The sequence below is a fragment of the Saccharothrix texasensis genome (assembly GCF_003752005.1).
GTDB lineage: Bacteria > Actinomycetota > Actinomycetes > Mycobacteriales > Pseudonocardiaceae > Actinosynnema > Actinosynnema texasense.
Genome location: NZ_RJKM01000001.1, coordinates 5,283,891 through 5,309,976 on the forward strand (window position 1 = coordinate 5,283,891; position 26,086 = coordinate 5,309,976).

Annotated in this window: 23 protein-coding genes and 1 tRNA gene; 12 read left to right on the top strand and 12 right to left on the bottom strand. The window is 71.7% G+C overall.

Annotated features, from left to right (window positions below; genetic code table 11):
- Window positions 1–39 precede the first annotated feature (39 nt).
- Window positions 40–906 carry a S49 family peptidase gene (locus EDD40_RS22920; RefSeq protein ID WP_123744765.1) on the bottom strand — a complete coding sequence of 289 codons (867 nt, stop codon included), beginning with the start codon at window positions 904–906 and terminating at the stop codon, window positions 40–42.
- Window positions 907–978: 72 nt separating this feature from the next.
- On the opposite strand from EDD40_RS22920, the gene EDD40_RS41850 reads away from it, so the two are divergent.
- A complete protein-coding gene (locus EDD40_RS41850) occupies window positions 979–1,146 on the top strand; it encodes a hypothetical protein (RefSeq protein ID WP_170185171.1) in 168 nt (55 codons plus the stop codon).
- Between the two features lie 15 nt (window positions 1,147–1,161).
- Here the strand turns inward: EDD40_RS41850 and EDD40_RS22925 are convergent, their stop codons facing one another.
- From EDD40_RS22925 to EDD40_RS22945, 5 genes are all read right to left on the bottom strand, one after another.
- On the bottom strand, window positions 1,162–2,421 hold the full coding sequence (locus EDD40_RS22925) for a histidine kinase (protein ID WP_123744766.1): 1,260 nt from the start codon (window positions 2,419–2,421) through the stop codon (window positions 1,162–1,164).
- A 182-nt stretch (window positions 2,422–2,603) separates the two neighbouring features.
- Window positions 2,604–2,900, bottom strand: coding sequence for a hypothetical protein (locus EDD40_RS22930; protein ID WP_123744767.1), 297 nt, complete (start codon window positions 2,898–2,900; stop codon window positions 2,604–2,606).
- 92 nt (window positions 2,901–2,992) lie between these two features.
- Entirely contained in the window at window positions 2,993–3,856 is an 864-nt protein-coding gene (locus tag EDD40_RS22935) for an Fpg/Nei family DNA glycosylase (RefSeq protein WP_123744768.1), read from the bottom strand.
- Window positions 3,857–3,883: 27 nt separating this feature from the next.
- Window positions 3,884–4,318 carry a DUF983 domain-containing protein gene (locus EDD40_RS22940; protein WP_123744769.1) on the bottom strand — a complete coding sequence of 145 codons (435 nt, stop codon included), beginning with the start codon at window positions 4,316–4,318 and terminating at the stop codon, window positions 3,884–3,886.
- Window positions 4,319–4,405: 87 nt separating this feature from the next.
- Window positions 4,406–5,779 carry a sigma-70 family RNA polymerase sigma factor gene (locus EDD40_RS22945; protein WP_123744770.1) on the bottom strand — a complete coding sequence of 458 codons (1,374 nt, stop codon included), beginning with the start codon at window positions 5,777–5,779 and terminating at the stop codon, window positions 4,406–4,408.
- Between the two features lie 249 nt (window positions 5,780–6,028).
- Here EDD40_RS22945 and EDD40_RS22950 point away from each other — a divergent pair, with 249 nt between their 5' ends.
- The 3 genes from EDD40_RS22950 (at window position 6,029) to EDD40_RS22960 (ending at window position 7,078) form a co-directional block, all read left to right on the top strand.
- On the top strand, window positions 6,029–6,439 hold the full coding sequence (locus tag EDD40_RS22950; RefSeq protein ID WP_123744771.1) for a DUF7674 family protein: 411 nt from the start codon (window positions 6,029–6,031) through the stop codon (window positions 6,437–6,439).
- Window positions 6,440–6,452: 13 nt separating this feature from the next.
- A tRNA-Gly gene (locus EDD40_RS22955) sits at window positions 6,453–6,525 on the top strand.
- A gap of 124 nt (window positions 6,526–6,649) precedes the next feature.
- A complete protein-coding gene (locus EDD40_RS22960; RefSeq protein ID WP_123748215.1) occupies window positions 6,650–7,078 on the top strand; it encodes an OsmC family protein in 429 nt (142 codons plus the stop codon).
- A 46-nt stretch (window positions 7,079–7,124) separates the two neighbouring features.
- Here the strand turns inward: EDD40_RS22960 and EDD40_RS42705 are convergent, their stop codons facing one another.
- Complete coding sequence (locus EDD40_RS42705; RefSeq protein WP_211348232.1) at window positions 7,125–7,568, bottom strand: hypothetical protein; 444 nt, start codon at window positions 7,566–7,568, stop codon at window positions 7,125–7,127.
- Window positions 7,569–7,645: 77 nt separating this feature from the next.
- On the opposite strand from EDD40_RS42705, the gene EDD40_RS41855 reads away from it, so the two are divergent.
- Entirely contained in the window at window positions 7,646–8,341 is a 696-nt protein-coding gene (locus tag EDD40_RS41855) for a hypothetical protein (protein ID WP_170185172.1), read from the top strand.
- A gap of 62 nt (window positions 8,342–8,403) precedes the next feature.
- Here EDD40_RS41855 and EDD40_RS22975 read toward each other — a convergent pair whose 3' ends face one another.
- The 4 genes from EDD40_RS22975 to EDD40_RS22990 all read right to left on the bottom strand — a co-directional run bounded on the left by EDD40_RS22975 (window position 8,404) and on the right by EDD40_RS22990 (window position 14,165).
- On the bottom strand, window positions 8,404–10,155 hold the full coding sequence (locus EDD40_RS22975; protein ID WP_123744772.1) for an ABC transporter ATP-binding protein: 1,752 nt from the start codon (window positions 10,153–10,155) through the stop codon (window positions 8,404–8,406).
- Window positions 10,156–10,224: 69 nt separating this feature from the next.
- On the bottom strand, window positions 10,225–13,395 hold the full coding sequence (locus EDD40_RS22980) for an NACHT domain-containing protein (RefSeq protein WP_148088890.1): 3,171 nt from the start codon (window positions 13,393–13,395) through the stop codon (window positions 10,225–10,227).
- A 112-nt stretch (window positions 13,396–13,507) separates the two neighbouring features.
- On the bottom strand, window positions 13,508–13,807 hold the full coding sequence (locus EDD40_RS22985; RefSeq protein ID WP_123748216.1) for a helix-turn-helix domain-containing protein: 300 nt from the start codon (window positions 13,805–13,807) through the stop codon (window positions 13,508–13,510).
- Window positions 13,800–14,165 (bottom strand): type II toxin-antitoxin system RelE/ParE family toxin, encoded by a 366-nt coding sequence (locus EDD40_RS22990; protein WP_123744774.1) that lies wholly within the window; start codon window positions 14,163–14,165, stop codon window positions 13,800–13,802. The genes EDD40_RS22985 and EDD40_RS22990 overlap by 8 nt, the downstream gene beginning before the upstream one ends.
- A gap of 203 nt (window positions 14,166–14,368) precedes the next feature.
- On the opposite strand from EDD40_RS22990, the gene EDD40_RS22995 reads away from it, so the two are divergent.
- The 6 genes from EDD40_RS22995 (at window position 14,369) to EDD40_RS23020 (ending at window position 23,935) form a co-directional block, all read left to right on the top strand.
- Window positions 14,369–15,484: a hypothetical protein gene (locus tag EDD40_RS22995; protein WP_123744775.1), complete on the top strand. Its 1,116-nt coding sequence runs from the start codon at window positions 14,369–14,371 to the stop codon at window positions 15,482–15,484.
- Complete coding sequence (locus EDD40_RS23000) at window positions 15,477–19,184, top strand: FkbM family methyltransferase (protein ID WP_123744776.1); 3,708 nt, start codon at window positions 15,477–15,479, stop codon at window positions 19,182–19,184. Before EDD40_RS22995 ends, EDD40_RS23000 begins: the two co-directional genes overlap by 8 nt.
- A 93-nt stretch (window positions 19,185–19,277) precedes the next feature.
- The gene (locus EDD40_RS23005) at window positions 19,278–19,922 is read left to right on the top strand and encodes a hypothetical protein (RefSeq protein ID WP_123744777.1); all 645 of its coding nucleotides are present in this window, start codon (window positions 19,278–19,280) and stop codon (window positions 19,920–19,922) included.
- Window positions 19,915–20,880: a hypothetical protein gene (locus EDD40_RS23010; protein ID WP_148088891.1), complete on the top strand. Its 966-nt coding sequence runs from the start codon at window positions 19,915–19,917 to the stop codon at window positions 20,878–20,880. The genes EDD40_RS23005 and EDD40_RS23010 overlap by 8 nt, the downstream gene beginning before the upstream one ends.
- On the top strand, window positions 20,877–22,010 hold the full coding sequence (locus EDD40_RS23015) for an acyltransferase family protein (RefSeq protein WP_123744779.1): 1,134 nt from the start codon (window positions 20,877–20,879) through the stop codon (window positions 22,008–22,010). Before EDD40_RS23010 ends, EDD40_RS23015 begins: the two co-directional genes overlap by 4 nt.
- 35 nt (window positions 22,011–22,045) lie before the next feature.
- Window positions 22,046–23,935 carry an acyltransferase family protein gene (locus EDD40_RS23020; RefSeq protein ID WP_246037774.1) on the top strand — a complete coding sequence of 630 codons (1,890 nt, stop codon included), beginning with the start codon at window positions 22,046–22,048 and terminating at the stop codon, window positions 23,933–23,935.
- On the opposite strand, the gene EDD40_RS23025 is transcribed toward EDD40_RS23020, so the two are convergent.
- On the bottom strand, window positions 23,932–25,212 hold the full coding sequence (locus tag EDD40_RS23025; protein WP_170185173.1) for an alginate O-acetyltransferase AlgX-related protein: 1,281 nt from the start codon (window positions 25,210–25,212) through the stop codon (window positions 23,932–23,934). The genes EDD40_RS23020 and EDD40_RS23025 overlap by 4 nt on opposite strands.
- Before the next feature lie 363 nt (window positions 25,213–25,575).
- Here EDD40_RS23025 and EDD40_RS23030 point away from each other — a divergent pair, with 363 nt between their 5' ends.
- The gene (locus EDD40_RS23030; protein ID WP_123744781.1) at window positions 25,576–25,950 is read left to right on the top strand and encodes a hypothetical protein; all 375 of its coding nucleotides are present in this window, start codon (window positions 25,576–25,578) and stop codon (window positions 25,948–25,950) included.
- Window positions 25,951–26,086: the final 136 nt, after the last annotated feature.

A 26,086-nucleotide genomic window follows, 5' to 3' on the forward strand; every position in this document is an offset into this window, starting at 1 on the left:
TGTCTACGCCGGTTGCCGGACGGCCGCGAGGCCGTGACCTCACAAGCCGAATCGCGACCAGCGCGCCCGCTCTTCCAGCGCCGCCAACCCCTCCACCAGGAAGTCGCCCGATCGGGTGGTCGCGCCGGCGAGTCCGAGGCGGGCGAGGAAGGGCCGGCGCGGCTCGGCGATGGCGATCTCCGCGTCCGGGTAGCGCTTGGCGACGACGCCGCGCAGCGTGCCGAGGCCGTCCACCAGGCCGAGCTCGACCGCCTTCGCCCCGGTCCACACCTCGCCGTTGAACAGCTCGTCGTCGGTGGCCTTGAGCTTCACGCCGCGCCGCTCCTTCACCCAGTCGGCGAACTGCTCGTGCAGCTGCGCCTGCAGGCCCTTGAGCCACTCGACGTCCTCGGGCTTCTCCGGGCTGAACGGGTCGAGGCGCACCTTCGCCTCGCCGGCGGTGTGCACGCGCCGCTCGACGCCGTAGCGCTCGATCAGGCCGTTGAGGCCGAAACCCGAGCTCACCACGCCGATCGAGCCGACCAGGGACGTGCCGTGCGCGTAGATCTCGTCGCCCGCGCAGGCCAGCCAGTAGCCGCCGGAGGCCGCCAGGTCCTCGCAGAACGCGAGGACGGGCACCTTGTTCTTGGCGGCCAGCTCGCGGATGCGCTCGGCGACCAGGGCGGACTGCGTCGGCGCGCCGCCGGGCGAGTTGATCAGCAGCGCGACCGCGACGAGCCGGTCGTGCTCGAAGGCGCGGGTCAGCGCGCTCTCCACGGTCTGCATGCTGATGGTGTTGCGGGCCATCGGCGTCGGCGTCGGGGTGATGACGCCGTGCAGTCGGACGGCGGCCACCACGGGTCCGCGCTCGGTCCGATCGCTCACGATCCTGGGCAGCCGGGCCGCGATCTTGTCCGTCACGCTCATGTCCTCGACCTTACGGGTCGACGGCGGTCGAGCGCGTCCGGAAAACCCGCCGGGCACGGCTAACATCGAGCGGTGACGTTCAACCCGTTCCGGTGGCTCGAACGCTACGTCGAGTGGTGGGACGACCGCGGTCGCAAGAACGCCGACGGTCCGACCGCGATGCACGTCTACTGGATGTGGATCACCTGGAGCGTGTGCGCGGTCATGATGGTGACCGTCCTGGCGATCGCCGCCGCCTGACCGCGCCGGGGCCGATCAGGCGCGCACCGCGGGCTGCTCGGTGGTGTCCTCGAGTCGCGGCGGCACCAGCGGCAGGTTCGTCTGCACGCCCGGCCGGTACTTCGGGATCTTCAGGATGATCTTCATGCCGGCTTCCGGCGCGGTCTCCACGACCAGCGCGTAGTCGTCGCCGAAGACCGCCCGCATCCGGTGGTTGATGTTGCCGAGGCCGACGTGCGCGCCGGTCTGGTGCGCGTCCTTGAGGTCGTCGAAGAGGCGGTCCGGGTCCATGCCGACGCCGTCGTCCTCGACCGAGATCAACGCCTCCGCGCCGTTGTCCTCGGCGATGATGGTCAGCTCGCCGCCGCCGGGCTTCTTCGCCAGCCCGTGCCGGACCGCGTTCTCCACCAGCGGTTGCAGCACCAGGAACGGCAGCACGACCTGGAGCACCTCGGGCGCGATCTTGAGCCGGACGTTCAGCCTCGACCCGTACCGCGCCTGCTCGATGGTCAGGTAGCGGTGGATGTTGGTCAGCTCGTCGGCCAGCGTGGTGAAGAAGCCGTCGGTGCGGAACGAGTAGCGGGTGAACTCGGCGAACTCCTGCAGCAGCTCCCGCGCGTGCGCCGGGTCCGTGCGGATCAGCGACGAGATCGTGTTCAGCGCGTTGTAGACGAAGTGCGGCGAGATCTGCGCCCGCAGCGCCCGGACCTCGGCCTGCGCCAGCGCCTGCCGGGACTTCTGCAGCACCTCCAGCTCCAGCTGCGTGGAGACGAACCGCGCGGTCTCCTCCGCCATCCGGATCTGCCGCTTGTTCGCCACCCCGCTGACCACGATCAGCGTGCCGGCGACGTCGCCCTCCACCACCAGCGGCACGATCACCGCGCTGTGCAGCGAGCACGGGCCGGGCAGCTCGCAGTCCAGCTTGCGGTGCTCGACGTGCTCCTTGTGGCCCTCGCCGATGGCGCGCTCGATGTAGGCGCGGAGGAACTCGTAGTGGTCGTTGGCCCCGCCGTCCCAGGACAGCAGGGTGCCTTCGTGGTCGGTGATGCCGACCGCGACGCACCGCAGCATCTCCCGCAGGTGCGGCGTCGCCTTGTTCGCCGCGTCCTCGGTCAAGCCCTCGCGCAGGTCGGCCGACGCCTTCGACATGCGGTGCAGCATGTCCATCACGGCGTCCTCGACCGACGTGCTGACGCGGCGGGCACGGCACAGCATCACGAAGAGGCCCAGAACGGCCAAGGTCGCGATGAGTCCGAGCACAGCGCGCTCGGTCAGGAGGTCCCGCACGGCGTCCATGCTGTGCCGTGGGGGCGGTATAGGCAAGGGGATGGGCCGTGCGGAACGTGCACATCCGATGAATTGCGGGCAACCGTGGCAGAGTGCTTACCCAAACGGGTGATCAACGCTCATGATGATCACTGAGCGTGGGCGCGACCCGATCACTCGGGTCGCGCAGCCGGTTCGGCGCTCACCCCGCGTCAGCGCCGACCGGGCTCGTTCGGCTCCGACGCCGACGTGGACGTCGACGTGGTCGTCTCGGTGGGTTTGTCCGAGTCCTCGCACTTCAGGTTCTTCACCAGGTCCGCGAGCGCGGGGTTGTCGAGCAGGTCCAGCTCCTTGAGCACCCGGCAGATCACCTCGGACACCTGGTCCTGCTGCAACTGGGGCGGCTGCTCGGCCTTCGGCGCGGCGGCCGAGACGGCGATGGTCGAACCCGCGAACGTGGCCAGTCCCATGGTCGCGCCGATCAACGCGGCGGCGATGCGCTGGTTCATGACTCCTCCAAGTGGGTCGGTCGGACCCCGGAGGAGTTCCCCCGACGGCGCGGCTCAGCCGACGAACGGACCAAGCCACTCGTCCGTGTGACCTACTTGAGCAGCCGTGACATCCGGCGGTCGGCGAGCGGCTTGCCACCCGTCTGGCACGTCGGGCAGTACTGGAATGCCTTGTCCGCGAACGAGACCTCGCGCACCACGTCACCGCACACCGGGCAGGGCAGACCGGTCCGCGCGTGCACCCGCAGCCCGGACCGCTTCTCACCCTTCAGGGTCGCGGCGGACTGGCCGACCGACCGGGCCACCGCGTCGGTCAGCACGCCGACCAGCGCCTCGTGCAGCCGGTCCAACGCCTCGGCGGGCAGCTTCCCCGCCGTCGCGTACGGCGACAGCCGGGCCGTGTGCATGATCTCGTCGGAGTAGGCGTTGCCGACGCCCGCCAGCACCGCCTGGTCGGTCAGCGCGGTCTTCAGCCGCTCGGTGCGCCCGGCGAACAGGTCCTCGAGCTGGGTGCGCGTGATCGACAGCGCGTCCGGGCCGAGCCGCGCGATGCCCGGCACGTCCGCCGGGTCGGTCACCACCCACGCGGCCAGGCCCTTCTTCGTGCCCGCCTCGGTCAGGTCGAACCCGGGCCCCTCACCGGGCGGGCCCAGGTGCACGCGCAGCGCCAACGGGCCGCGGCCGGGCTTGGGCGGCGCCGCCGACAGGTGCTCCGACCAGCGCAGCCACCCGGCCCGCGCGAGGTGCACCACCAGGTGCAGGCCGTCGCAGTCGAGGTCCAGGTGCTTGCCGAACCGGCCCGCGCCGGTCACCTCGCGCCCCTGGAGCTCGGTCCACGGCGGCGTGAACGTCTTCAACACCTGCAACGACGAGACGTCCACCCGGTGCACGCGCCGTCCGACGGCGTGCTCGCGCAGGTGGTGGGCGAGGGCCTCGACCTCGGGCAGTTCCGGCACCCGACCAGTGTCACCCGCCGACGGCCGTCAGTCGACCGGTTGCAGCGGGCCGTCCAGGTCGGGCAGCGAGTACATCTCGATCTTGCGGGCCACGTTCGCGACCTCGTTGCGCACGGTCAGGAAGCCGCGCACCGAGCCGATCCACCGCTCCGGCGGCAGCTCCTCGGTCTTCTTCGACTCCGCCGCCACCAGCCACGGCCGCCGCACCGCCCAGCGCACCGGGAAGAACAGGAACACCAGGACCAGCGCGACGAGCAGCCACGCCGGCACGACGACCTCCGCCGGCGTCCACGCGACCAGCAGCACCGCCATGCCGATCACGATCGCCAGCATCAGCACGCCGGGGCCGTGGCCGCCGTTCACGTCGTGCTCGAAGTCCTCCTCCGTCGACGGGTTGCGCCACTCGATCTGGCTGCGCACCGTCCACATCCGGCCGTCAGCTCCGCGCACCAGCCGCGTCATCACCGTCTCCTCAAGACGTCGAGCGATCACTCAGCGCTTTCCACGCTACCGGCAAAGTCTTGCACCTCGCGGGTGAAACCCCGGCCGTCACGCGGCGCCCAGACCGGTCGGCGTCGGGCGCAGCGTCACCGTCGTCGGCGTGACCGGCGGCGGCGTCGGCTCGGCCGACCTGGCCGGTCCGGTGGTGGTCGCCGCGGTCGTCGTCGTGGTCGTGACCAGCAGGACCGTGCGCGGGTCGGAGGTGGTGACCGCCGTCGACGTCGTGGTCGGGTCCAGGTCGCGCGGCTCGGCCGGCGCGGTCGACCCGGTCGGCTCCACCCGCGGCGGGACCGGGGCGGACGTCGTCGTCGGCGCCGGGCGCCCCGCCTGCCCCGTGCCGGGGTGCACGACCCGCCGCGCGTCGGCGGGCGTCGGCGACGTCGCGCTGGTCGCCGTGCCGGTCACCGTCGTGGTCGCCTCGGTCGAGCACAGGTCCAGCACGTTCTCGCCGGGCGCGCCGTCGGGGCCGGACTGCACCAGCGCCGGGCCGGGCGCGCCGGTGAACGTGCCGGCCAGCACCCCGAACAGGCCGACGGCGACGACCGAGGCGGTGGCCGCCAGCGCCGACTTCACCCGCCCGGTGAGCCACGCCGCCTTGCCCAGCACCGCGGGTCCGAGCGCCGCCGTGCCCGTCGCCGCCGGCCCGAGCACCGCCTGCCCCAGCAGCGCGGTCGCGGCCACCGGCACGGCGATGCTCGCCGCGTGCGCCCGCAACGTCGAGCACACCTCGACCAGCTCGGCGTGCAGCGCGTTGCAGGAGGAGCAGGTCCGCAGGTGCTTGCGGATGCGCCGGTGCTCGGCGCCCTGCGAGCCGCCCGCCGTGTAGGCGCCCAGCTTCGCGACCACGGAGCTGCACGCGCCCGGCCCGGTGTCCTCGGCCAGGTGCGCCTGGAGGTAGGCCGCCCGCAGCCCCTCGCGGGCGCGGCGGGCCAGCGCCGCCATCGCGTTCGGGCTCAGGCCGAAGTGCGGCGCGACCGCGGCCGGCCGCTCGCCCTCCACCTCGACCTGCCACAGCACCGTGCGCCACCGCTCGGGCAGGCTGGTGAAGGCGCGGGAGATCAGCGCGTGCTCCGGCCGGTTCGCGGTGACGTCCGGGAACGGCTCGACCCGCAGGCTCAGCTCCTCGTCCTCCACCGGCACGTCCCGCCGCCGCCCGCTCCACTCCCACGCCACCCGGCGCGCGACGGTCAGCAGGTAGGTGCGGACGTGCTCGGTGGGCCCGTTGCCCCGGCGGATCGCCTGGAGGACCCGGAAGAAGGCCTCGGCGGTCAGGTCGTCGGCTTCGGCGTGCTCGCGCACGTGCCGGAGGGCGAACCGGCGAACGGCGTCGGCGTGGCGGGTGAACAGCTCGCCGAACGCGCCGTCGTCGCCCGCCCTGACCCTGGCGAGCAGTTCCAGGTCGACATCGGCATCTCCGGCCATCCCGCCCCGGCACCTCCCGCCCCGCCTGTGGTCCAGTGGTCAAGATGCCACAGTCGGCTGGTCCCGGCCCGAAGTGATAGCGAGCCGATACCGAACACCCGACGGACGGTGTCGGCCGTTCGGCCTAGTCAGAGCACCTGTGCACCGCAGCGCGGGTGCTCGCGTTCGGTGACGGGGCGGTCACGGGTGGGCGTCGGCTGGTGGCCGACCGCGCTGCGGACCGCCCGGTGACGAGTAGTCTCCTGCCGCGTGGTCGATTGGCGCACAAGGGCTTCCGCCCTCCTCCCCGAGCTGAGCGCCGTTGTCGAGCGCGAGTCCTGGTCCTGCCACGTGTTCCTGTCCGAGTTGTGGCAACTCGCGCTGGAGGCCCACCGCGACGGCGACCGCGAGGCGCTGGGCCGGGTGTACGGCTTCGCGCACTGGTGCTTCCGGCAGCCCGAGCGGTTCCTGTCCGACGCGTCCGTGGTCAGCTTCTACGAGCACGTGTTCGACGAGTGGGAGCTGCGCGACGAGGTGGCGCCGTGGCTGCCCGCCGAGGTCGTCGACCGGGTCAGGCCCCTGTGGGAGTGGCGCTGGCCCAAGGAGCGGTTGACCGAGGTGGACCGGCTGCTGGCGCGATCGGGACCCCCCGTCGAAACCCGGTTCGAGCGTGGTCTATAGTTGTCGTCAACAGGCGGATGTAGCGCAGTTGGTAGCGCATCACCTTGCCAAGGTGAGGGTCGCGAGTTCGAGTCTCGTCATCCGCTCTCCGAAAAGGGCTCCCGGTATCGCACCGGGGGCCCTTTTCGCGTGTGCGCCGGGGCGCGCGCCGACGATCACCATTAGGTTTGGCGGCGAAGGGTTTCCTCGTCGAAGACGGAGTTGCAGAACATGGCCACCACCCGCAAGGCGACCACGCGCTGGGAAGGCAACCTGATGGAGGGCGCGGGCAACGTCGCCCTCGAGTCCTCCGGCGTCGGCACGTTCGACGTGAGCTGGCCGTCCCGGGCCGAGGCGGCGAACGGCAAGACCAGCCCCGAGGAGCTCATCGCCGCCGCGCACTCGTCGTGCTACTCGATGGCGCTGTCGCACGGCCTCGCGCAGGCGGGCACCCCGCCGCAGGAGGTCGTCACCTCGGCCGAGGTGACGTTCCAGCCCGGCACCGGCATCACCGGCATCCACCTGACCGTCACCGCGGTCGTGCCGGGGCTGGACGAGGAGGGCTTCGCGGCCGCGGCCGCGAACGCCAAGGAGAACTGCCCGGTCAGCAAGGCGCTGGCCGGCACGGAGATCACGCTCGACGCGAGCCTCAAGGCGTGACCCGGGTCCCCGGATGACCCCTGGTACCGGCCAGATACCCGAAGTGTCAGGCCGGTACCAGTTGTCCGCGGGGATTTGACCCGAATGAGTGAGGCCGGTAGTCGTTGGGGATGCTCACGGCGTTGGGTGGACCCGGCCGGCTCGCGTTCGGCGCCTTGGTCGGCGCGGCGGTGGCCGCCCTGCTGGCGGTGAACGGGAGCACGACCAAGCCGACCCGCGGCCTGGAGCCGACCGGCGGCGGCGAGATCGTGGTCGTCAAGGGCAGCGAGCAGCCGGACCGCACGACCACCGCGACCAACGCCACGTCGTCGAGCAGCAGGTCGACGAGCCGCACGAGCACCACGTCGGCGTCGTCGACCACGACCACCACGACGACCACCACCGCCACCACCACGTCGTCCACGACGACGACCACCACCGCGCGGCCGACCACCACGACGACGACCACGACGCGGCGTCCCACCACCACCACGACTACCACGACGACCACCCGCAGACCGTGCGGGTTCATCTTCTGCTGACTCGCCCGGCAACGGATAACCGAACGTGTTTTGGCAAGATCGAGGCGTGACGTCCAGCCAGGTGCCCACCCAGCCCCAGCGAACCAACGACACGCCCACGGTCCGCGTGCAGCCCATCGCCGCCGTGCGGGAGCCCGCGTGGCCCACCGCCGAGCCGATGACCGCGACCAACCTGACGCCGATCGCGGCGGCGACCACGAAGTTCGAGCCGGTGTCCGGCGGGTCGAACGGCAAGCTCAACGGCCACACCAACGGCAACGGCCAGGCCAACGGTCACGGCCACAGCAACGGCAGGCTCGTCGACGCCCTCAAGGGCAAGCTCGACGGCGCCGCCGGCGCGGTCCCGACCGCCTCGCCCACTGCCCACGGCGCACCCGCCCTCGCCGCCCCGGCGGCGACCGCGTTCGCCCCCGCGCCCGCCGGCCCTCCCACCACGTCACTCTTCGCGCCCATCGGCCAGACCGTCGCGTCGCCCTTCGCGCCCACCGGCCAGACCGCGGCGTTCGCCCCCGCGCCTCCCGTGACCCCGTCCCCCGTGACCCCGTCCCCCACCGCCGCACCCGCCAACCCGGCCGCCGCCGAAGCGTTCGCACCCGCCGCCGAGCCCGCCGAGCCCGCCGAAGCACCGGCCCCCGCCGCACCCGCCGCCGCCAAGCCGACGCCGCCCGCCACCTCGCGCAGCCGGTTGCGCCGGATCGCGCGCCGCATCGTCGGACCCACCCTGCTCACCAAGAAGAACTGAGGGCGGCCCCCGGTAGCCGGGAACCGCCCCCTTCGTCGCACCGAAGCCCGTGCGGTCCCCGGCTACGCGCTCTGCGCCCGCGCGTACGCGCCACCGGTCCGGAGCAGCTCGTCGTGCGAGCCGATCTCCACGATCCGACCGTCGTCCATCACCACGATCCGGTCGGCGTTGCGGATCGTGGACAGCCGGTGCGCCACCACGAACACCGTGCGGCCGTGCACCAGTCGGGCCAGCGCCTGCTGCACCAGCGCCTCGGACTTGGTGTCCAGCGCGGAGGTCGCCTCGTCCAGCACCAGCACGCGCGGGTCTCGGATCAGCGCCCGGGCGATCGCCAGCCGCTGCTTCTGGCCGCCGGACAGCCGCGCGCCGCGCTCGCCGACCACGGTGTCCAGCCCGGCCGGCAGCCGGTCGATGAACTCCAGCGCGTTCGCGTCGGCCAACGCCCGCCGCACCACGTCCTCGGGCACGTCGTCCAGGCCGTAGGTGACGTTGTCCCGGATCGTGCCCTCGAACAGGATCGACTCCTGCGGCACCACCGACACGAACCGCCGGTAGCTGCGCAGGTCCAACGCCTCCATGTCGACGCCGTCGAGCAGGATGCGGCCCCGCGTGGGCCGCAAGAACCCGATGACCAGGTTCACCGCCGTCGACTTGCCCGCGCCGGACGCGCCGACCAGCGCGATCGTCTCGCCCGGCCGCACGTCGAGGGTGAAGTCGCTGACCGAGTTCCGCGCGGACTCCGGGTAGGCGAACCCGACCTCCTCGAACCGCACGCCGCCGTGCACGACGTCGACCTGCGCCTTGCCCGCGTTGTGCTCCAGGTCCGGCGCCTGGAGCACCTCGCCGAGGGAGCGCACCGACTCCAGGCCCTTGCTGATCAGCGGCGTGAGGCTCATCAGCGTGGTGACCGCGCCGGTCAGGGAGGCGAAGTAGGCGCTGAGCATGACCACGTCGCCCGGCGTCACGGACAGCCACCCGTGGTAGGCGGCCAGGGCCGCGCCGGCGAGGCAGCCGACGCCGAGGGCGTTGAGCAGGATCCAGGCCAGCGCGCCGAAGCGGACGTTGAGGCCGTCGAGCTTCATGCCGGCGGCGAAGACCTGGCGCAGCGTGCCGTCCATGCGGTTGAGGGCGGTGCTCTCCAGGCCGTGGGCGCGGGTGATCGGGATGAGCGTGGTCATCTCGCCGACCCGCGACGACAGCTGCTCGACCTCCTGCCGGAACGACTCGTTGTACGCGCGCAGCCGGCCGCGCAGCCACATCACCAGCACCGCCGCCGCGGGCACGACGAGCAGGAACACCGGCAGGAACGCGGGCGCGCTGAAGCTGATCACGACCAGCGCGCCGCTCAGCGTCGCCAGCGCCGAGAGGCCCTGGTCGCCGACCTGCTGGGTGGACGTCTCGATGCTCTCGACGTCCCGGATGACCTTGGTCTGCAGCACGCCCGCGCTGACCCGCGCGTGGTAGCCGATGGACAGCTGCTGCATGCGCCGGCTCAGCGCCGACCGCATCCGCATGCCCATCCGGCGCGCGCTGCCGTACCACCAGCGCGTGTAGAGGATCGCGAACGGGTAGTTGAGCACGAGCGTGACCAGCAGCAACCCGGCGCCGAGCCAGATGCCGGTGACCGGCTCGCGCTCCACGACGACGTCGATGACGTGGGCGGTGATGACCGGGGTGAGCCAGGTGGGGCTGTGCTTGACGAAGAACGCGCCGGCGCCGAGGCCGAGCTTCGCGCGGTCCTCGCGGAAGAGGTAGAGGAGGGTGCGGACGGGGTGCTCGCCGCGGTAGCGGTGGTCGAGCGGACCGTGGGGCATGGGCGGGCTCCCGGAGCGGCAGGTCGTCGGAGGCCCACACCGCGCCGTGTGGGAGAGCGCTCCCGCATCCTAGGTTCCGTCGACCAGCTGGTCCGACCGCTTCCCGACCAGCAGATGCACGAGCTTGTCGACCGCCATCAGATTGATCGTGATCACCGAAGGCAGAACGCCCAGCACCTTCTCGCTCACTGCTTTCCACCGCGAGTGCGCCGATTCGTCGCCCATGAGCCTTCGCGCCACCACCGCCATGACGATCTCGGTCTCATCCGCGAAGTCGCGGTACAGGTCCGGGTCGTGCAACTGCGGCAAGTCCATGAAGGCACCCGAGTAGATGTACGCCAGGCGCAACAAGTCCACCGGGTCGAGGTGGTACACCTTCGGGAACTCGGTGAGCACTACGCGCATTTTCTTTGCCACCCACAAATCACTGAGCTTGGGGGCGCTGACCACGATGTACCGCAGAAAATATGCTACGACCTTGACGACGTCCTGGCTGGGGACTTCCGGCCCAGGCACATTGAAGACACCGCCGCTGTTCATCGGGCCGATGACCGGCGTCATCCAACTGAGCATTGAGTCAGCCCAGTCCAAGCCACCCCCGTAGAAGGTTTCCCCGGTGACAGCCAAGCCGTATCGGAATTTTTCCGCGTACGCGGTGTCGCCCACGAGGCGCGCCGCCTTGAATTCCATCGGACCGCTGCGGAGACCGCCCACCAACACGATCCGGTTGTCTTCGCTCAACTCCAAGCGCCCGACCAGGGCGGTCACCGCGTCCCGGTCCAGGGCGGAGTGCCACAGGCCCACGGTGGATCGCCAGACCTCGCGCTCCTGCTCCAGGCCACCGAACGCGGCGGTGAGCGTCACCAGGTTCGCCGAGTATGCGGCCAACTGCCGGACGTGGTCCACCGGCGTCGGGCGGTACGGCACGTAGTGCTGCGAATCGCGCCGCGATCGATAGGTCTTCAGCAGCGAGGAGAGGACTTCCGGCACGTTCTCACGTTCCTCGGCCGGCGCGGTCTTCAAGACGTCCATCGCGAAAGCCACGATCGAGGCCCGGGAGAAGAGGACCTGGTGCGAGAGAATGGCAAACAGCTGCTCATCGTCGGGCTCGCGCGGTCCCCGGTTGCCGCCGTAGGCGCTCGCCGCCACGTCCAACAACGCGTTCACCACGAATCGCGCGACCAGGTACTCGCCGAAGGTCGCGTGCAGGAATTCGTAAGCCCGCTCAGTGGCGCGCCGGTCACTCCCCGCCGGCCCGATGAGGTTCGCCTCCGCCGTGTGCACGAAGAAGAACTCGCCCAGCAGCCGCTGCCCGTGCCCCTCGTCCCGCGAACCCGTGGGCACCACGCCCAACGCCTCCAGGTCGGCCTGGAGGTCGGCCTCACGCAGGTGCTGCACGCCCCGGTTGAACATGGCCAGCGCCGCCACCGACAGGCGGTGGACCTGGTCCCGCACGCCCGCCGCCAACTCCCGGGGCGACAACGGGTCGGTGGCCCGCTTCAGCACCTCACGACGGGCGAAGTTGTCGAAGATCCGCTCGTACAGCGCCGACTTCGACATGCCGCGGTCCAGCGGCGGCGAGGCGGGATCGGCCGCGTAGAGGGCGAGCATCAGCAGCAGCAACGGCTGGCTGACCAAATCCGGTTGGTGCAGCGCCTCGGCGGGGGTCAGCTCGCGGACGCGCCCGGCCGCGATGGCGCCGGCGTTGGCCTGCCGCCACACGCCGAGCCACTGCCCGATCTGTCGCTCGTCGAACTCCTCCAGCTTCAGCACCGCGGCGCCCTCGGGGATGTCGACCCGGTCGGCGACGACCGTGCGGGAGGTCACCACGCACACCACCGGCCGGTCCTGGTCGGCCTCGATGCGCTGGAACTCGGCGACCTGCTGGAGGTAGCCGCTGCGGTCGTGCCGGGCGGCTTGCAGCAGCTCGTCCAGGCCGTCGAGTAGCACCACGCGGAGGGTGTCGGCGCTCTGGTCGGTCAGCTCGTGCCACCGGATGCGGCGGTTGGTGGACAGGTCCAGCGCCTGCTGCACCTGATCCATGATCGGGGCGTTGGCGCCCACGTTGCGCAGCGGCACGCGGACCACGGTGTAGTCGGCGGCGGGCAGGCGGGCGGCGAGGACTTTCGTCAGCAGCGACTTCCCGGCGCCGGGGTGGCCGAGCAGGAGCAGCGGCACGCGGGTCGCGTCGGCGGACAGCAGGAGGCCGGTGATCCGGAGGTCGAGGTCGTCGAATACCGGCAGCGAGCCCCACCAGTGCTCGTCCGCCGGGCGGCTGCCGGGCGAGGCGGTGGTGATGCGGTAGCGCGGGTTGACGAAGACCTTCCCGATAGTGGGGAACGTGATCTCCGCGCCGTAGCGCTCGGCCTCGTTGGGCACGACCGGGAGGGCGAGCACGCCCCGGTTCGCGCGGTGCAGCACGGCCGGCTGGTCGCCGCGCACGGTGTGGCCGGCGACCAGGTTGAGCAGCGCCTCGACCCGGGCCAGGGCGTCGCCCTGGGTGGCGAGCACGCCCTTGACCGAGGCGTTGTCCGCGCGCGTCGCCGCGTGCTCGCCGAGCACGGCCCAGATCAGGAACTCGGGCACCTGGGCGGCCAGGTCGAGGTAGTGGGATTGGTAGCGCTCCAGCGCCCGATCGGTGAGCAGGGCGCGGTTCACGGCCGGGTCGTTGCGCCAGTCGGCGAGGCCGCCGAGGAAGTCGAAGGTGCGCCGGGTGAGGCCGTGCAGCCACTCCTCCACGCGGGGCAGGTTCTCGTGGAAGCCGCGGGCGGAGGACGGGATGGGGATCTCGGCGGTGAGCAGCCAGTCGACCGCCGGGTCCGGTGGCGCGTAGGCGGCGGACGCGAGGTGGCGGCGTTCCTTGCGGGTGAGCGCCAGTGCCTTCAACCGCGCCTTGCCCACCAGGTCCTCGAACGCCTCGAAGAACGCCGCCGCCACGACTGTGCCGTGCGCGGCGATGATCAGCTCGCGCCGTTCCAGCCCGTTGACGCCCGCGAGGCGCGTGGACAGACCTTGGGCGAGGGAGCGGAGCAACCCGACCGCCTCGTTCTTCTGGTCCACCCACCCCCACAGGGGCGTGATGAGGGCCAGGGGCGCCAACGCCGCCCCACCCAATGCCACCGCGCCCGCACCCAGGATCGCCCCGCCGAGCGCCTTGTCCAACACCCCGATCCCGGGCGGCTCGTGCTTCCCGAGGATGCGAAGGGCACCTTGGAACGTCAACGAGGGGTGCTTGCGCAACACGACTCCGCGGGTGCGAGGTGGGTTCGACACCCTGAAGATCGCCCGCGGCGCGGGGAAGCGTTAGCCCGCGGCAGCCCGACCGCAGGTCGGGCGTTCGTGATCGACTCCGTCAGGCGGCGGAGGTCCGCGGGGCGAGCCGGACGACCAACTCCAGCTCCAACGCGCGCGCCAGGCGTTCCAGGACCGGGATCGTCGGCACGGTCCCACCCGCCTCGAACCGGGCCACGGCCGGTTGCGTCATCCCGGCGGCCTCGGCGAGCTGCGCCTGGCTCAACCCCCGTCGCTCCCGCACCTCCCGCACGGACCTCCCCAGTTCGAAGGCGATCCGAGTGGCCTCGTAGGCCTCCGTCGCACCCGGCTCGGACATCCGCCGGTCGCGGAGCTGCCGCCAGTCCGTGCGTTCAGCCACCCTCGCCACTCCCATCGTGATCGTCCGCGCGGTGTGCTTCCTCCACGCAACGCCGCAATGCGCGTCGCGCTCGATCGATCTCCCGCTCCTCCCTCATCCGGGTCTTGCGGAACACCGTCAACAGCACGAGTCGCCTGCCGGTGGCGATCCAGTACGTCACGCGGACCGCGTCACCGTCGAGGTGGAACCGCAGTTCCCGCAACTTCCCGTCGAGTTGCCGCGTGTACGGCTCCCCGAGGTGCACGCCCTGGTCGGCGAGCAGATCGATGTAGAAAGCGGCAGTAGCGAACCGTGCCGTATCCAGTTGTTCGAGCCAGTCCCGGACTTCGGGCTCCAGTTCGACGCTACCCCATGACATACCATCGATGCTATACGAGTGACCGAACTGTCACTCTGCGGCAACACGCGAACTCCGTCACGTCCGGACCCGTCACCGCACCGCCCCGCGCGTCGTTGGGAGCGGTGGCCGGCAACGACAGCATCACAAGTGCCGGATGCCCGCACCGCCCTCGGGCGCATAGGCCACAATGGCGCTCGCGCGGCAACCCCTGGAGGAGCGGAATGTCCTGGCAAGAGGACCTGGCAGAGCTGGACCGCACATTGGCGGAGGGTCGGATCAGCGCCGACGACTACCGCCGACGCCGGGATGAACTCCTCGCCGCCGCCTCGGGTGGCGGCCCGGCCGCACCGCCCAACAGCGGCCCGTTCGCGCCGCCCGTGCGGTGGGACGCGGTGCCGCCGTCGCCGCCGAACCAGAACCCCGACGCCACCCAGATCGTCACGCCCGGCGCCCAGCAGGCGAACCCGGACCGGACGCAGGTGGTCAGCCAGCGGCCGGCCGACGCCGACCGCACCCAGTACGTGACCCCCATCGCGCCGCCGCAGCACCAGATGCCGCCGCCGCCGCAACAGCAGCAGCAGGGTGGCTGGCAGTCCGGCCCGCCGTCGAGCACGCCGCCGTGGGGCGGCGACAACTACAGCCCGATCGGCGACGCCAACCCGAGCTGGATCGCGCAGGGCCCCGAGGTCTTCGACGACAGCGGCAGCGGCAAGGGCAAGGTCATCGGCATCGTGGTGGCCGTCGTGCTGCTCGCGGGCATCGCGTTCGGCGCCTACTGGATCTGGGGGCGCGGCGAGTCGTCGTCCACGGCCGGTGGCAACACCACCGAGACGACCGCGACCACGACCACCACCTCGCAGCCGCCGCCGGACCCGCTGCCGCTCGGCGAGATCCCCGGCAAGGTCGCCACGAACAAGGCGGTGACCGACTTCACGGCGGTCCCGAACCTCAAGTACCTGCTGGACTCGGAGGCCGCGCTCTACACGACCGCGGGCGCCACCAAGACCAAGCTGACCCAGTTCACCCTGGACGACGGTTCCAAGGGCATCATCCTGATCGTGCAGGGCACCGACGCCGCCTCCGCCGCGGCCGCCGTGCTCGGCCTGCACAACACCCAGATCAACAACGGCATGACGCAGGTCACGGACGGTCCCGCCGGCGTGCTGGCCGGGCAGATCGACGCGAAGGACCCGCAGCTGGCCCGCGTCCGCGGCCACTACAGCAGCAAGGACCTGATCATCCGGGTCGACGTGGCCTCGTCCACGCTCACCGCCGCGCGCAAGGGCTTCGACGAGGCCCTGGAAGCCGAGCTCGAGGTGCTCGCCGCCGATGGCTGACCCGCGCACCGCCGGCGGTGCCGTCACCGCGTGCACCGTCGTCGCCCGCAACTACCTGCCCGCCGCGCGCGTCCTCGCCGCGTCGTACCTCGAGCACCACCCGGACCACGAGTTCGTGATCGCGGTGATCGACGCGCCACGCGGCTCGGGCGAGCGGCAGGGCCGGCTGCGCACGGTGGGCCCCGAGGCCAGCGGCATCGACGCGGACGACTACCTGCGCATGGCCACGGCCTACAACATCACCGAGCTGGCCACGGCGGTGAAGCCGTACCTGCTGCGCGAGCTGCGGGCCGACGCCGACGTGGTGATCTACCTGGACCCGGACATCCAGGTCTTCGCGCCGATGCCGGAACTGGCGGAGCTGGCCCTCGCGCACGGCATCGTGCTCACGCCGCACTTCCTCCACCCCCTGCCGCGCGACGGCAAGGACCCGAGCGAAGCGGCGATCATGGGCGCCGGGATCTTCAACCTCGGTTTCGTGGCCACCGGTCCCGGCGCCGAGCCGTTCCTGGACTTCTGGGCCGAGCGCCTGCGCCACGACGCGATCGTGGCGCCGGAGAAGCAGCTGTTCACCGACCAGCGGTGGGTGGACCAGGTGCCCGCGCTGTTCGGCAACACCGTGCTGCGCGACCCAGGTTTCAACGTCGCCTACTGGAACATCCACGAGCGCCCCGTCGAGCGCGACGCGGACGGCGTGCTGACCGCGGGCGGCCACCGGCTGCGGTTCTTCCACTACAGCGGGTACCGGCCGGAGAAGCCGTGGCTGCTGTCGCACCACACCCCGAACCGGCCGCGCGTGGTGCTGTCCGAGCACCCCACCGTCCGCGAGCTGTGCGACGGCTACCGCGCGGCCCTGCAGGGCAACGGTTACGCCGAGACGCTGGAGTCGATCCCGTACGGCTTCGCCAAGATGGCCGACGGCACGAAGATCAGCCCGGCGATGCGCACCCTGTACCGGGACGCGTGGGTGAAGGCCGAGCGCGGGCACCTCATGGGCCTGACCGGCAACCAGACGACCGAGGTGCCGCCGCACGCGTTCGACGCCGACGGCGGCGAGGCGCTGCGCCGGTGGCTCGCCGGTCCGCCCGACGACGCGCCCGTCGGCACCACGCTGAGCCGTCTCGTGCACGCGGTGTGGGAGTCGCGCCCCGACCTGAAGACCGCGTTCCCGCTGCCGCACAGCCGTGACGCCGCGCCGTTCCGCTCCTGGTGCGCGAGTTCCGGCGTGACCGAGGCGTCGCTGCCGGCGTGGGCGCTGCCCGCCGAGCCGGTCGAGCCGTCCGAGCCGTCGGACGAGTTCGGCGTCAACGTGGTCGGCTACCTGACCGCCGAGCTGGGCGTCGGCGAGATGGCCCGGCTGGTGCACGACGCGATCCGCGAGTCCGGCGTGCCGGTCGTCTCGGTGGTCGAGGACCGGCTGGTGTCCAACCGCACGGGCCTGGCCGAGCCGGGCACGGTCGGCAGGCCGCGGTTCCCGATCAGCCTGCTGTGCGTGAACGCCGACCAGACCCGCGCGGTGCTGGACCACCAGCCGCACGTGGGCCACCACCGCTACCGGATCGGCCTGTGGGCGTGGGAGCTCGAGGAGTTCCCCGGCGAGATGCACCACGCGTTCGACCTGGTCGACGAGGTGTGGACGGTCAGCGAGTTCTGCCGCGACGCCATCGCCAAGCACACCTCGGTGCCGGTGAAGGCGATCCCGGTGCCCGTGCGCGACCCCGGCGCGGTGTCCCGGCCGGAGCGCCGCCCCGGCGACCCGGTGCAGTTCCTGTTCGCGTTCGACTTCTTCAGCATCGGCCAGCGCAAGAACCCGTGGGGCCTGGTCGAGGCGTTCCAGCGGGCCTTCGAGGGCCGCGACGACGTGCGCCTGGTGCTCAAGGCGATCAACGGCGACAAGAACCCGCACACCGCCGAGCGGCTGCGGGTGAAGGTCATGGACGACCCGCGGATCGAGCTGGTCGAGCGCTACCTGTCCGTGCGGGAGCTGGACGACCTGTACGCGTCCAGCAGCGCGTACGTCTCCCTGCACCGCAGCGAGGGCTTCGGCCTCACCGTGGCCGAGGCGATGGCGCGGGCCATGCCGGTGATCTCCACCGACTACTCCAGCACCGCGGAGTTCCTGGACGCCAAGACCGGCTGGCCGGTGCCGGCCAAGCTGGTGCCGGTGGGCCCCGGCCACCACCCGTACCCGGCGGGCGCGGTGTGGGCCGAGCCCGACCTGGACGCCGCCGCCCGCGCCATGCGCGAGGTCGCGGACAACCCGGCCGAGGCCGCCCGGCGCGGTCGTGCGGCCCGGGAGCACATCCTGCGCACGCGGTCGGTGAAGCGGGCCGCCACGTGGATGGCCGAGCAGCTGCGCGCCGCGCACGAGAGCTGGCGGGGCAGCGGCGGCGCGGGCTACCGGGCCGAGCTGCCGGGCGCGGACCTGCTGCGGCCGTTGCGCGAGTCCAAGCAGGCGCTGCTGTGGCGCGCCGAGGTCGGCACCGCGTCGCGCACGCCGCTGGCGCCCGCGCTGCGCAAGGCCGTGCTGCGGGCCATCGACCACTACGACGTGCACCAGCGCAAGGTGATGGGCACGCTCGTCGGCGGCGTCGAGGACACGTTGAACAGCGTGGTCGCGCGGCTGGAGGCGGTCGAGTCGAACGTCGAGTCGACGCGCTGGGCGAACGAGGGCCTCAAGAACCGGCTCGCGAGCGCGCAGGACGAGTTCCGCGCCGCCGCCGAGGACAACGCGGCGAACCTGACGAACCTGGAGCAGCAGCTCGACAACACCCTGGAACGGGTGTGGACGCGGCTGGCGGACGACGAGCGCACCACGTTCACCCGGTTCGCCGAGCGCGACGAGCGGCTCGACGGCGACGAGCAGCGGATCACCGAGCTGGCCCGGACCCTGTCCGCGGTGCAGGACACGGCCCGGCTGCGGCACGCGCCGGTGCCCGCGGGAGCCGACGTCGTGGTGTGCGACGCGGGCGCCCTGCTGCTGCCCGTGGACAACGTCGTGCTGCCGTGGCTCGCCTACCACCGGTCGTGGGAGGTCGAGGAGGCCGACCTGATGGCCGGGCTCGTCGGCGACGGCACGTTCCTCGACATCGGCGCGCACGTCGGCTACCACACGCTGCGCCTGCTGCAGCGGGCCAAGGGCGTCGCGTCGGTCGTCGCGGTGGAGGCCAACCCGGTCAACGCCGAGTACCTGCGCCGCAACGTCGTGGCCAACCTGGGCGCCGAGGGCGCGCGGACCGTCGACGTGCTGCCGGTCGCGGCGTGGGACGAGGACGGCAGCATCCGCCTCGTGCAGGCCGAGGACGACAACAGCGGCGACCACCGGGCGCACGAGCTGTCCGACGAGGGCACGGGCGGCGTGGTGATCCCCGCCGTCCGGCTCGACGGCAGGGCCGAGGTGACCGACCGCCGCGTCACGCTGGTGAAGGTCGACCTGCAGGGCCGCGACCACCGGGCGCTCGCCGGCCTGACCGCCGTGCTGGAACGCGACCGCCCGCACGTGGTGTGCGAGTTCTGCCCGAGCGCCATCGTGGAACTGGGCGACGACCCGCTCCAGGTGCTCCTCGGCTACCGCAAGATGGGCTACGCCCCCGTGCCGCTCGGCGCCGACCCGGACGCCGAGCACGCCGACGAGGACCTGGTGCGCCAGGCGGACACGGTCGACACCGGCTTCGTCACCCTCTGGCTCCGACCACTCTGACCTGAGCGTTCTCGCCACGGGCGACCGAACACCTCACTTACAATCGACGCGGCTCCCACCCACCGGTGGGAGCCGCGTCCATGAGGAGGTTCCGTGTCCGACCGCCGGACGCCGTCGCGCACCTCCCTCCCCCGCGACCTGTCGATCATCGCGTCGCTCGTCGTCGTCGTGACCGCCGGCTGGGCGCTGTTCGGCACGCCGGCGCTGCCGGACAACGCGCGCAACGTCCCGCTCGCCGGCGAGGAAGGCCGCCAGGCCGCGCCTCGGCTCGCGGTGGCCGACTTCGACTCGGGCACCGAGTACTACGACCACGTGCTCGCCTTCCACGACGTCGAGGAGTTGGGCTTCCTGAACCCGGCCGAGGCGGAGATCTTCACCAGGGAAGGCGCGGGCGCGTCGCGGATGACCGTGTCGTCGAAGCTCCCCGAAGGCCGGGTCCTGGTCGCGGTGGTCCGGATGGCCGACCGGGAGGCGGCGCTGCGCGCCGCCGACGAGCTCGACGAGCTGCAGCTCTCGTTCGGCCTGGTCCGCCGGCCCGCGCAGGACGGCGTCACCCGGGCCGTGGAGGTCGTGCCGGACCCGGACTCCGGGCCGGGCGCCAAGGCGACCGCGCGTGCGCACTACGTGCACGGTGACCTGGTCACGCGGGTCGAGTTCAACGCGCGGAGCGTCGAGCACCTGGCCGACTTCGGTTCCCTGCTGGGCAAGCAGCTCAAGGCGCTGCCGGCCGATGGATGAGCGGAGGACCCCCGTCGCGGGGGTGAGCGTGGTGACGGCCGCCGCCGTGTGCCTGATCGCCTACAGCTACCTCGTCGGTCTCTGGCTCGACCGGCACGGTCACTCGTCCGACCTGGTCCTGGTGGTCCGCAACTGGGTCAACCGGCCGACCGGGGTCGGCGAGGACTTCGGGTTCCTCGGTGTCGCGCTGCTGCTGATGGTCGCCGGGTTCACGGTCGCCGGCATCGCCCGCGCGGCCGGCGCGGACCGACTCCCGTTCGCGGCGCGGCTGGCCCGCGGGGGACTGCCCACCGTGGTCGTCGCCGCGGCGGTCGGCGCGCTGCTGACCGCCGTGGGCGCGGAGCCGCTGGTGGACCCGGCGATCACCACGCCGGTGGGCGCGGTGGCGTTGTTCGCGCTGGTCCTGCTGGTGCTGCTGCCGCTGCAACACCGGGTCCCCGGCTTGGCCGTGTTCGTGCAGCTGGAAGTCGTGTGCCTGCTCGTGCTCGCGGGCGGGTGGGCGACCTCGACCGGTGAGCTCGACGCGCTGCGCGTGATCGGGCAGGCGGCGGCGCTCGTGCCGCTGGCGACGCTCGGCCAGGTCGCGTGGCTGTACCGCGTCGACCTGCTGCTGCGGTGGCACGCGCTGGTGCTGGGCCTGCTGTGCCTGGCGCTGGTGGTGCTGGCGGAACGGGTGTTCCCCGAGACCGCCGCGTTCTGGCACCCGCTGGCCGCGGTCTACGCGCTGCTGCTGTTCCTGATCGCGTTGCCGAGGGGCGCGTCGATCGCCGGGACGCGGGTGGTGCGCTGGCTGGACAGCCGGGCGCTGCCGCTGTTCGTGTCGATCCCGGTCGTCGGGTACGCCGTGCTCGGCGCGCAGCACCTCGTGATCACGCCCGCGGTGGCCATCCCGATCTCCTTGACGTGCACGTGCCTCGCCGCCGAGTTGCTGCACCGCTGCCGAAAGCGCCTCGCATGAGCACAACCGAAGTCCGGCAGCCGCCCGAGACCGCCGCGGCCAAGCCCGACGGCTACCTGCACGGCCTCGACCTGCTGCGGGTGATCGCCTCGTGCGCGGTCGTCTTCACCCACGTCCTCGCCTGGTTCGCCGGCGACGGCGAGCAGTGGTGGGCCGGGACGTGGACCAAGTGGGTCAGCGTGGGCACGCTGCACCTGCACCCGTGGCTCTCGTTCGTCGGCGTCGCGTTCTTCCTCGTGGTCAGCGGTGTCGTGGTCACCCACGTGACGAACCGCGAGACGCCCGGCCAGTTCCTCCGCCGCCGCGTCACCCGCCTCGCGCCGCTGTTGTTCGCGGTGACCTTCATCGGCTGGTGCCTGATCAACTTCGGGTTGCGCGTCTCGCGGGTCTGGGAAGGCCCGCTCGGCGTCGACAAGCTGCTGCTCGGCATGGTGCTGGGCAACACGTTCGCGGAACCGGACGTCGCGCTGCTCGCCGTCACGTGGACGCTGCGCGTGCAGATCGTCTTCTACGTGCTGGTGGCGCTGTCCATCCCGTTGCTGCGCAGGTGGGCCTGGGTGCCGCCGCTCGTGATCGCGGCCCTGTCGTGCCTGACGCTGCTCATCGCGCCGCACAACGAGTTCTTCGGCGCGCACTTCACCGGGTTCGCCACCTACATCCCGCTCCTGTGCCTGGGGCAGCTGATCTCCCTGGTGCACTCCGGCAAGGTCCACCCGGTGGCGGGCGTGGCGATCGGCTCCGTCCACTTCCTGCTGCTGGTCTGGGCGGACAAGCTCGGCCTCACGTTCCAGGGCGACGGCGTGCCCCGCACCGCGCTGCTCGCGGTGCTCGTGGTGGTGCTGCTGATGAAGGCGCAGGACCGCGTCAGCCGGTCGGCGCTGGTCAAGGCGTGGGCCAAGCGCACCTACGCGATCTACCTGGTGCACGTGTGCGCCATCTACCCCGTCTTCGACACCCTGACCCCCCACCTGGACGAGAACCTGGTGGTCCTGATCGGGCTCGCCGTCGCGTACCTCGCGGCCGAGGCGCTGCACCGCTGGGTGGAGATGCCCGCCGATCGGGCGATCCGCCGCTGGGAACGGCGCCGCAGCACCACCGGCCGCGCGGGACGGTCACGATCCGCCGTCTGATCGAGAGCCTTCCGTTACCATGCTGGCGGCGGGGGATGCGGCGACTGGGAAGGGGCGGACCCCTGGACGGTCAGACGGCACCGCCGAAGGTCCGCATCGCGTTCATCGACATCGGACGCGGGTTGGCGGCGCTGCTCGTCTTCTACAGCCACATCGCCGAGCAGTGGGTCGCCAAGCGCGAGGTCGGGCCGACGCCGGGCATCGACTTCATCGACGCGCTCACCAGCGATCCGATGCACATGGGGTTGCAGGGCATCGGCCAGATCGCGGTGCCGTTCTTCTTCCTGGTCAGCGGGTTCGTGGTGACGCCCATCGCGCTGCGCCAGGGTCAGCGCCGGTTCGGCCTCAACCGGTTGGTGCGCGTCTACATCCCGATGACGTTCGTGGTGCTCCTGACCGCCGTCGTGATCCTGCTCGGCGCGCGGACGCTGATCGGCGCGGAGGAGCCGACGATCACCTGGTGGACCGTCGTCACCAACTCACTGGTGATCAACTACCTGATCGTGCCGCAGGTGGTGATGGTCGGCGTCGCGTGGACGCTGGTCGTCGAGGTCGTCTTCTACCTCCTGCTGGTGGCGCTGCTGCCGGTGATGCGGCGCTGGACGTGGCTCGCCATCGGCGTGCAGCTGACGTTCGTGTTCGTGGTGATGATGAGCGCCCGCGAGTTCGGCGCGTCGTGGGCGCTGTTCGCGGTGAACGTGTCGTACCTGCCCATCCCGATCATCGGCCAGATCATCTGGGCGACCACGAGCAAGCGCGTGCCGCTGTGGCTGGGCGGCCTGTACGTCGGCATCGCCTGGTCGCTGTACGTGCTCGCCGACTTCCTCAAGCTCGGCCGGCTCGACACCTCGTACAACCTCGCGCTGGCGTTCGCGCTGCTGTTCTTCATGGCCGGGTACTTCGCGGAGTCGCGGCTCGAGGAGCGCAGGATCTGGATCGCGCTCTCGGAGCGCAGCTACTCGATCTACCTGCTGCACGGTCTCGTGGCGTTCGTGGCGCTGGACCTGATGCGGCCGGCCGTGCCGCTGCTGCTGGCGATCCCGCTCGCGGTGGCGCTGACGTTCGGCGTGGTGGAGCTGAGCTACCGGTACGTGGAGAAGCCGAGCCACGCGCTGGCCCGGAAGCTGTCCCGCAAGCCGGCGCCCGAGCCGGAACCCGAGCCGGAGCTGGAGGCGGACGAGTTCGAGGACGACGACCTCGACGAGTTCGAGGACGAGTTCGACGACGTCGAGGACGCCGAGTGGCCGGCGGAGTCCGACGAGCCGGACGAGCCCGCGCCCGTGCGGGAGACGCCGACCGAGGTGCTCCGACCGGTCCGCTTGCGCACGCCACCGCCGCAGCGCACCCCACCGCGCACCCCGCCGCAGGGCAACCCGCCGCAGGGCAACCCGCTCCAGCGCACACCTCCTCCGCGCACACCGCCCCGGGGCCTGCCGGTCAACGGCGCACCGGTCAACGGCGCACCGGTCAACGGCGCACCACGACAGGGCGTTCCGGCCCCCGGCACGCCCCCGCGCGGCCTGCCGGTCAACGGCACGCCGGCTCCGGGCACCCCGCCGAGGGGCACGCCCGTCAACGGCTCCCCCGTCAACGGCTCCCCGGTCAACGGCTCGGCCAACGGCACGCCGCCGCGCGCCCCGGCCAACGGATCACCGGTCCCCGGCACTCCCCCGCGCGGCACGCCCGCCCAGCGCACGCCGGTCCGACCCCCGCCGCGCCCGGCGCCGCCGCGGCCGGCACCCCCGCCCCCGCCGGTGGAGGACGCGACCCAGTACCTGCCCGCGGCGGTCTGGCCGGTCGAGGAGCCCGAGGCCGACGAGGCGCCACCGCCCCGGCGCCGGCGGCTGCGCGAGGACGACGGACCCGCGGTGACGGTCGCGTCCCTGCTCGCCAACCACGCCAAGGAGAACGGCCGCCACCGCTAGCGCGGCTGCTTCGCCATCTCCTCGGCGATGATGTCGATGACCGGCGGTTCCAGCACCGGGTCCAGCCCGCTGACGAGCAGCCGCTCGGCCGCTTCCAGCACCACGACGTCGTTGGCCGCGAGGGCGCGGGCGACCTCGCGCGGGTCGTGGGTGAGGCGTTCGACGTGCACCATCGTCAAGTCGGTGAAGCAGGCCACCAGGTACTGCGCCGCGTAGTAGGCGAACGAGTCGCCGAGCAGCCCCACCTTGGCGGTCGCCACGCCCTTCGAGGGCGGCTGCGTGAACCGCTGCGGCTTGGGGTCGGGCGTGATCTCGTGGTTGCGCACCGTGCTGCCGTCGGGCGCGAGGTCGTAGGACTGGATCGGGTCCGTCGCGGTCCGGCCCAGCAGCGGCGCCAGGTCGCCCTCGCGGTCGACCACCTTCGTCGGCTCGACCTTCCAGGCCTTGGAGGTGTTCGGCTTGACGGTGTCGGTGATGACGCGGGCCATCACGAGGCTGCCCTCGTGCGTCCAGTGGCTGTCGTACTTGGGGTAGGGCAGGCGGTTGGTCAGCTTGGCGGTCTCCTCGATCCGCGACCGCAGGTCGAGCGCGCCCGTCTTGCCGATGCCCCGCCAGAACTCGTCGCGCGCCTTGGTGAAGCAGTCCTTGCCGTAGAACTTCGACGGCAGGTAGTCGGGCACCATCGTGCTCTTGTTCGGCGCGACGACCAGCAGGAACCGCCGCCCCGACGACTCGACCGCGGCACGCAGGCGGGCCAGCCGGGCGTGCACCTCGGCGATCGGCATCACCGGGTCGCACGCGCCCTCGACGTCCGCGCCGAGGTACAGCCAGTCGTCCTTGCCCTCGATCGCGTCGACGAACGCCGTCGGGTCGGGCAGGTCCGCGGACGGGTCCTTCGGCGGCGTCGGCACCGGGCCGACGACGTCCTGCCGCCGGTCGAGGTCCGGCGCCTCGCCGAACACGCCGCGGCTGATGCCGTTCGCGGCGGCCACGGCCTTGTCGCGCAGCGGCACGTGGTCGCTCGCCCACGCGTTGAACCCGGTGAAGAAGCCCCAGCCGTCGGTGATCGACGGGAACTCGGCGAGCTTGCGGTTCTCGAACTCCGCCGGGCGCACGCCGACCAGCAGCAGCAGGGCGGGCGCGCAGAAGAAGATGACCGCGAGGGTGAGCGCGGTGCGCTGGCGACCGCTGTGCCGCGGCCGGTAGAGGGCGTGCTCGCGGGGCAGCAGCGACTCCGGCACCGCCGGGAGGCTCTTGGGCGGCGGGTCGGTGCTCACGCCGAACAGCGTAGTTGGCAGGCGCATCACCTGTTCGTGGTTCACCTCAAGGTGGGGATTCGAGAACCGTCCCGCGTGCAACCCAGCGGCCATGGCGGACGTCTCTTCCGGTGACAGGACACCTGACGCACCGGAGGATCGTATGTGGCCCACTGTGATCCTGGTCACCACAGGGGCGCTGGCATTTTTAGTGCGAACGGTTCGGGCCCTGCGCTCGGCTTCGAAATCCGAAGGTGGGCGAACCCGTATTGAGACCGCCCCGCCGGTCTAGTCCCTATGGCGGCTTGTCCACTTGCCGTACGATCATTTCGGGTCGTACGACCTGTGCCTGCTAGGGGACCTCAGAACAGAGGTAGGTGCGTCATGGATCTCGCACTGAGTAAGGTCATCGAGCTGCGCGAAAGCGGGTTCCAGTTCCTCCACCTCCGGGACGAGGACGGACAGCTCGACCGCATCATGGCGTTCAAGCAGCGCAGAGGGTTCATCGACTCGATCCTGTTCTGGTCCGAGACCGAGGCCCGCGCGGGCAGGCTGCCGGCCGTCCGGGACAGCCAGCGCGCCGCCCAGGCGGTCTGGATTTACGAGGGACCGCTGGCCGAGGCCGTGGACCGGTTGCTCGACCTGCCCGAGCCCGGCTCGCGCAACGCGCCCACGCTGATGAAGATGACGGCGTCCGACCTCGCGGTCGTGACCACGCTGCCGTTCACGCTGAAGCTGCCGCCCGGCGCTATCGCCTGACATCTTCCGCTAACGTCACCCGCCGCACACACAATGCGGCGGCCATCGGCGTTTCGGTTACTGTCCGTGATTTTTCCGCGTTTTACGCAGAAGTTTCGAACCCGGACTATGTGTTCCCGAGACGTTCTCAACAATG

Coding starts and splice junctions, on each gene's coding strand:
- EDD40_RS22975 (WP_123744772.1), bottom strand. CDS start 10,155: ATGCCCCACGGTCCGCTCGACCACCGCTACCGCGGCGAGCACCCCGTC.
- EDD40_RS22960 (WP_123748215.1), top strand. CDS start 6,650: ATGGCCACCACCCGCAAGGCGACCACGCGCTGGGAAGGCAACCTGATG.
- EDD40_RS22920 (WP_123744765.1), bottom strand. CDS start 906: ATGAGCGTGACGGACAAGATCGCGGCCCGGCTGCCCAGGATCGTGAGC.
- EDD40_RS22995 (WP_123744775.1), top strand. CDS start 14,369: ATGTCCTGGCAAGAGGACCTGGCAGAGCTGGACCGCACATTGGCGGAG.
- EDD40_RS23015 (WP_123744779.1), top strand. CDS start 20,877: ATGAGCACAACCGAAGTCCGGCAGCCGCCCGAGACCGCCGCGGCCAAG.
- EDD40_RS23000 (WP_123744776.1), top strand. CDS start 15,477: ATGGCTGACCCGCGCACCGCCGGCGGTGCCGTCACCGCGTGCACCGTC.
- EDD40_RS22945 (WP_123744770.1), bottom strand. CDS start 5,779: ATGGCCGGAGATGCCGATGTCGACCTGGAACTGCTCGCCAGGGTCAGG.
- EDD40_RS22940 (WP_123744769.1), bottom strand. CDS start 4,318: ATGACGCGGCTGGTGCGCGGAGCTGACGGCCGGATGTGGACGGTGCGC.
- EDD40_RS22930 (WP_123744767.1), bottom strand. CDS start 2,900: ATGAACCAGCGCATCGCCGCCGCGTTGATCGGCGCGACCATGGGACTG.
- EDD40_RS23030 (WP_123744781.1), top strand. CDS start 25,576: ATGGATCTCGCACTGAGTAAGGTCATCGAGCTGCGCGAAAGCGGGTTC.
- EDD40_RS22925 (WP_123744766.1), bottom strand. CDS start 2,421: ATGGACGCCGTGCGGGACCTCCTGACCGAGCGCGCTGTGCTCGGACTC.
- EDD40_RS22990 (WP_123744774.1), bottom strand. CDS start 14,165: ATGTCATGGGGTAGCGTCGAACTGGAGCCCGAAGTCCGGGACTGGCTC.
- EDD40_RS23020 (WP_246037774.1), top strand. CDS start 22,046: ATGCGGCGACTGGGAAGGGGCGGACCCCTGGACGGTCAGACGGCACCG.
- EDD40_RS23010 (WP_148088891.1), top strand. CDS start 19,915: ATGGATGAGCGGAGGACCCCCGTCGCGGGGGTGAGCGTGGTGACGGCC.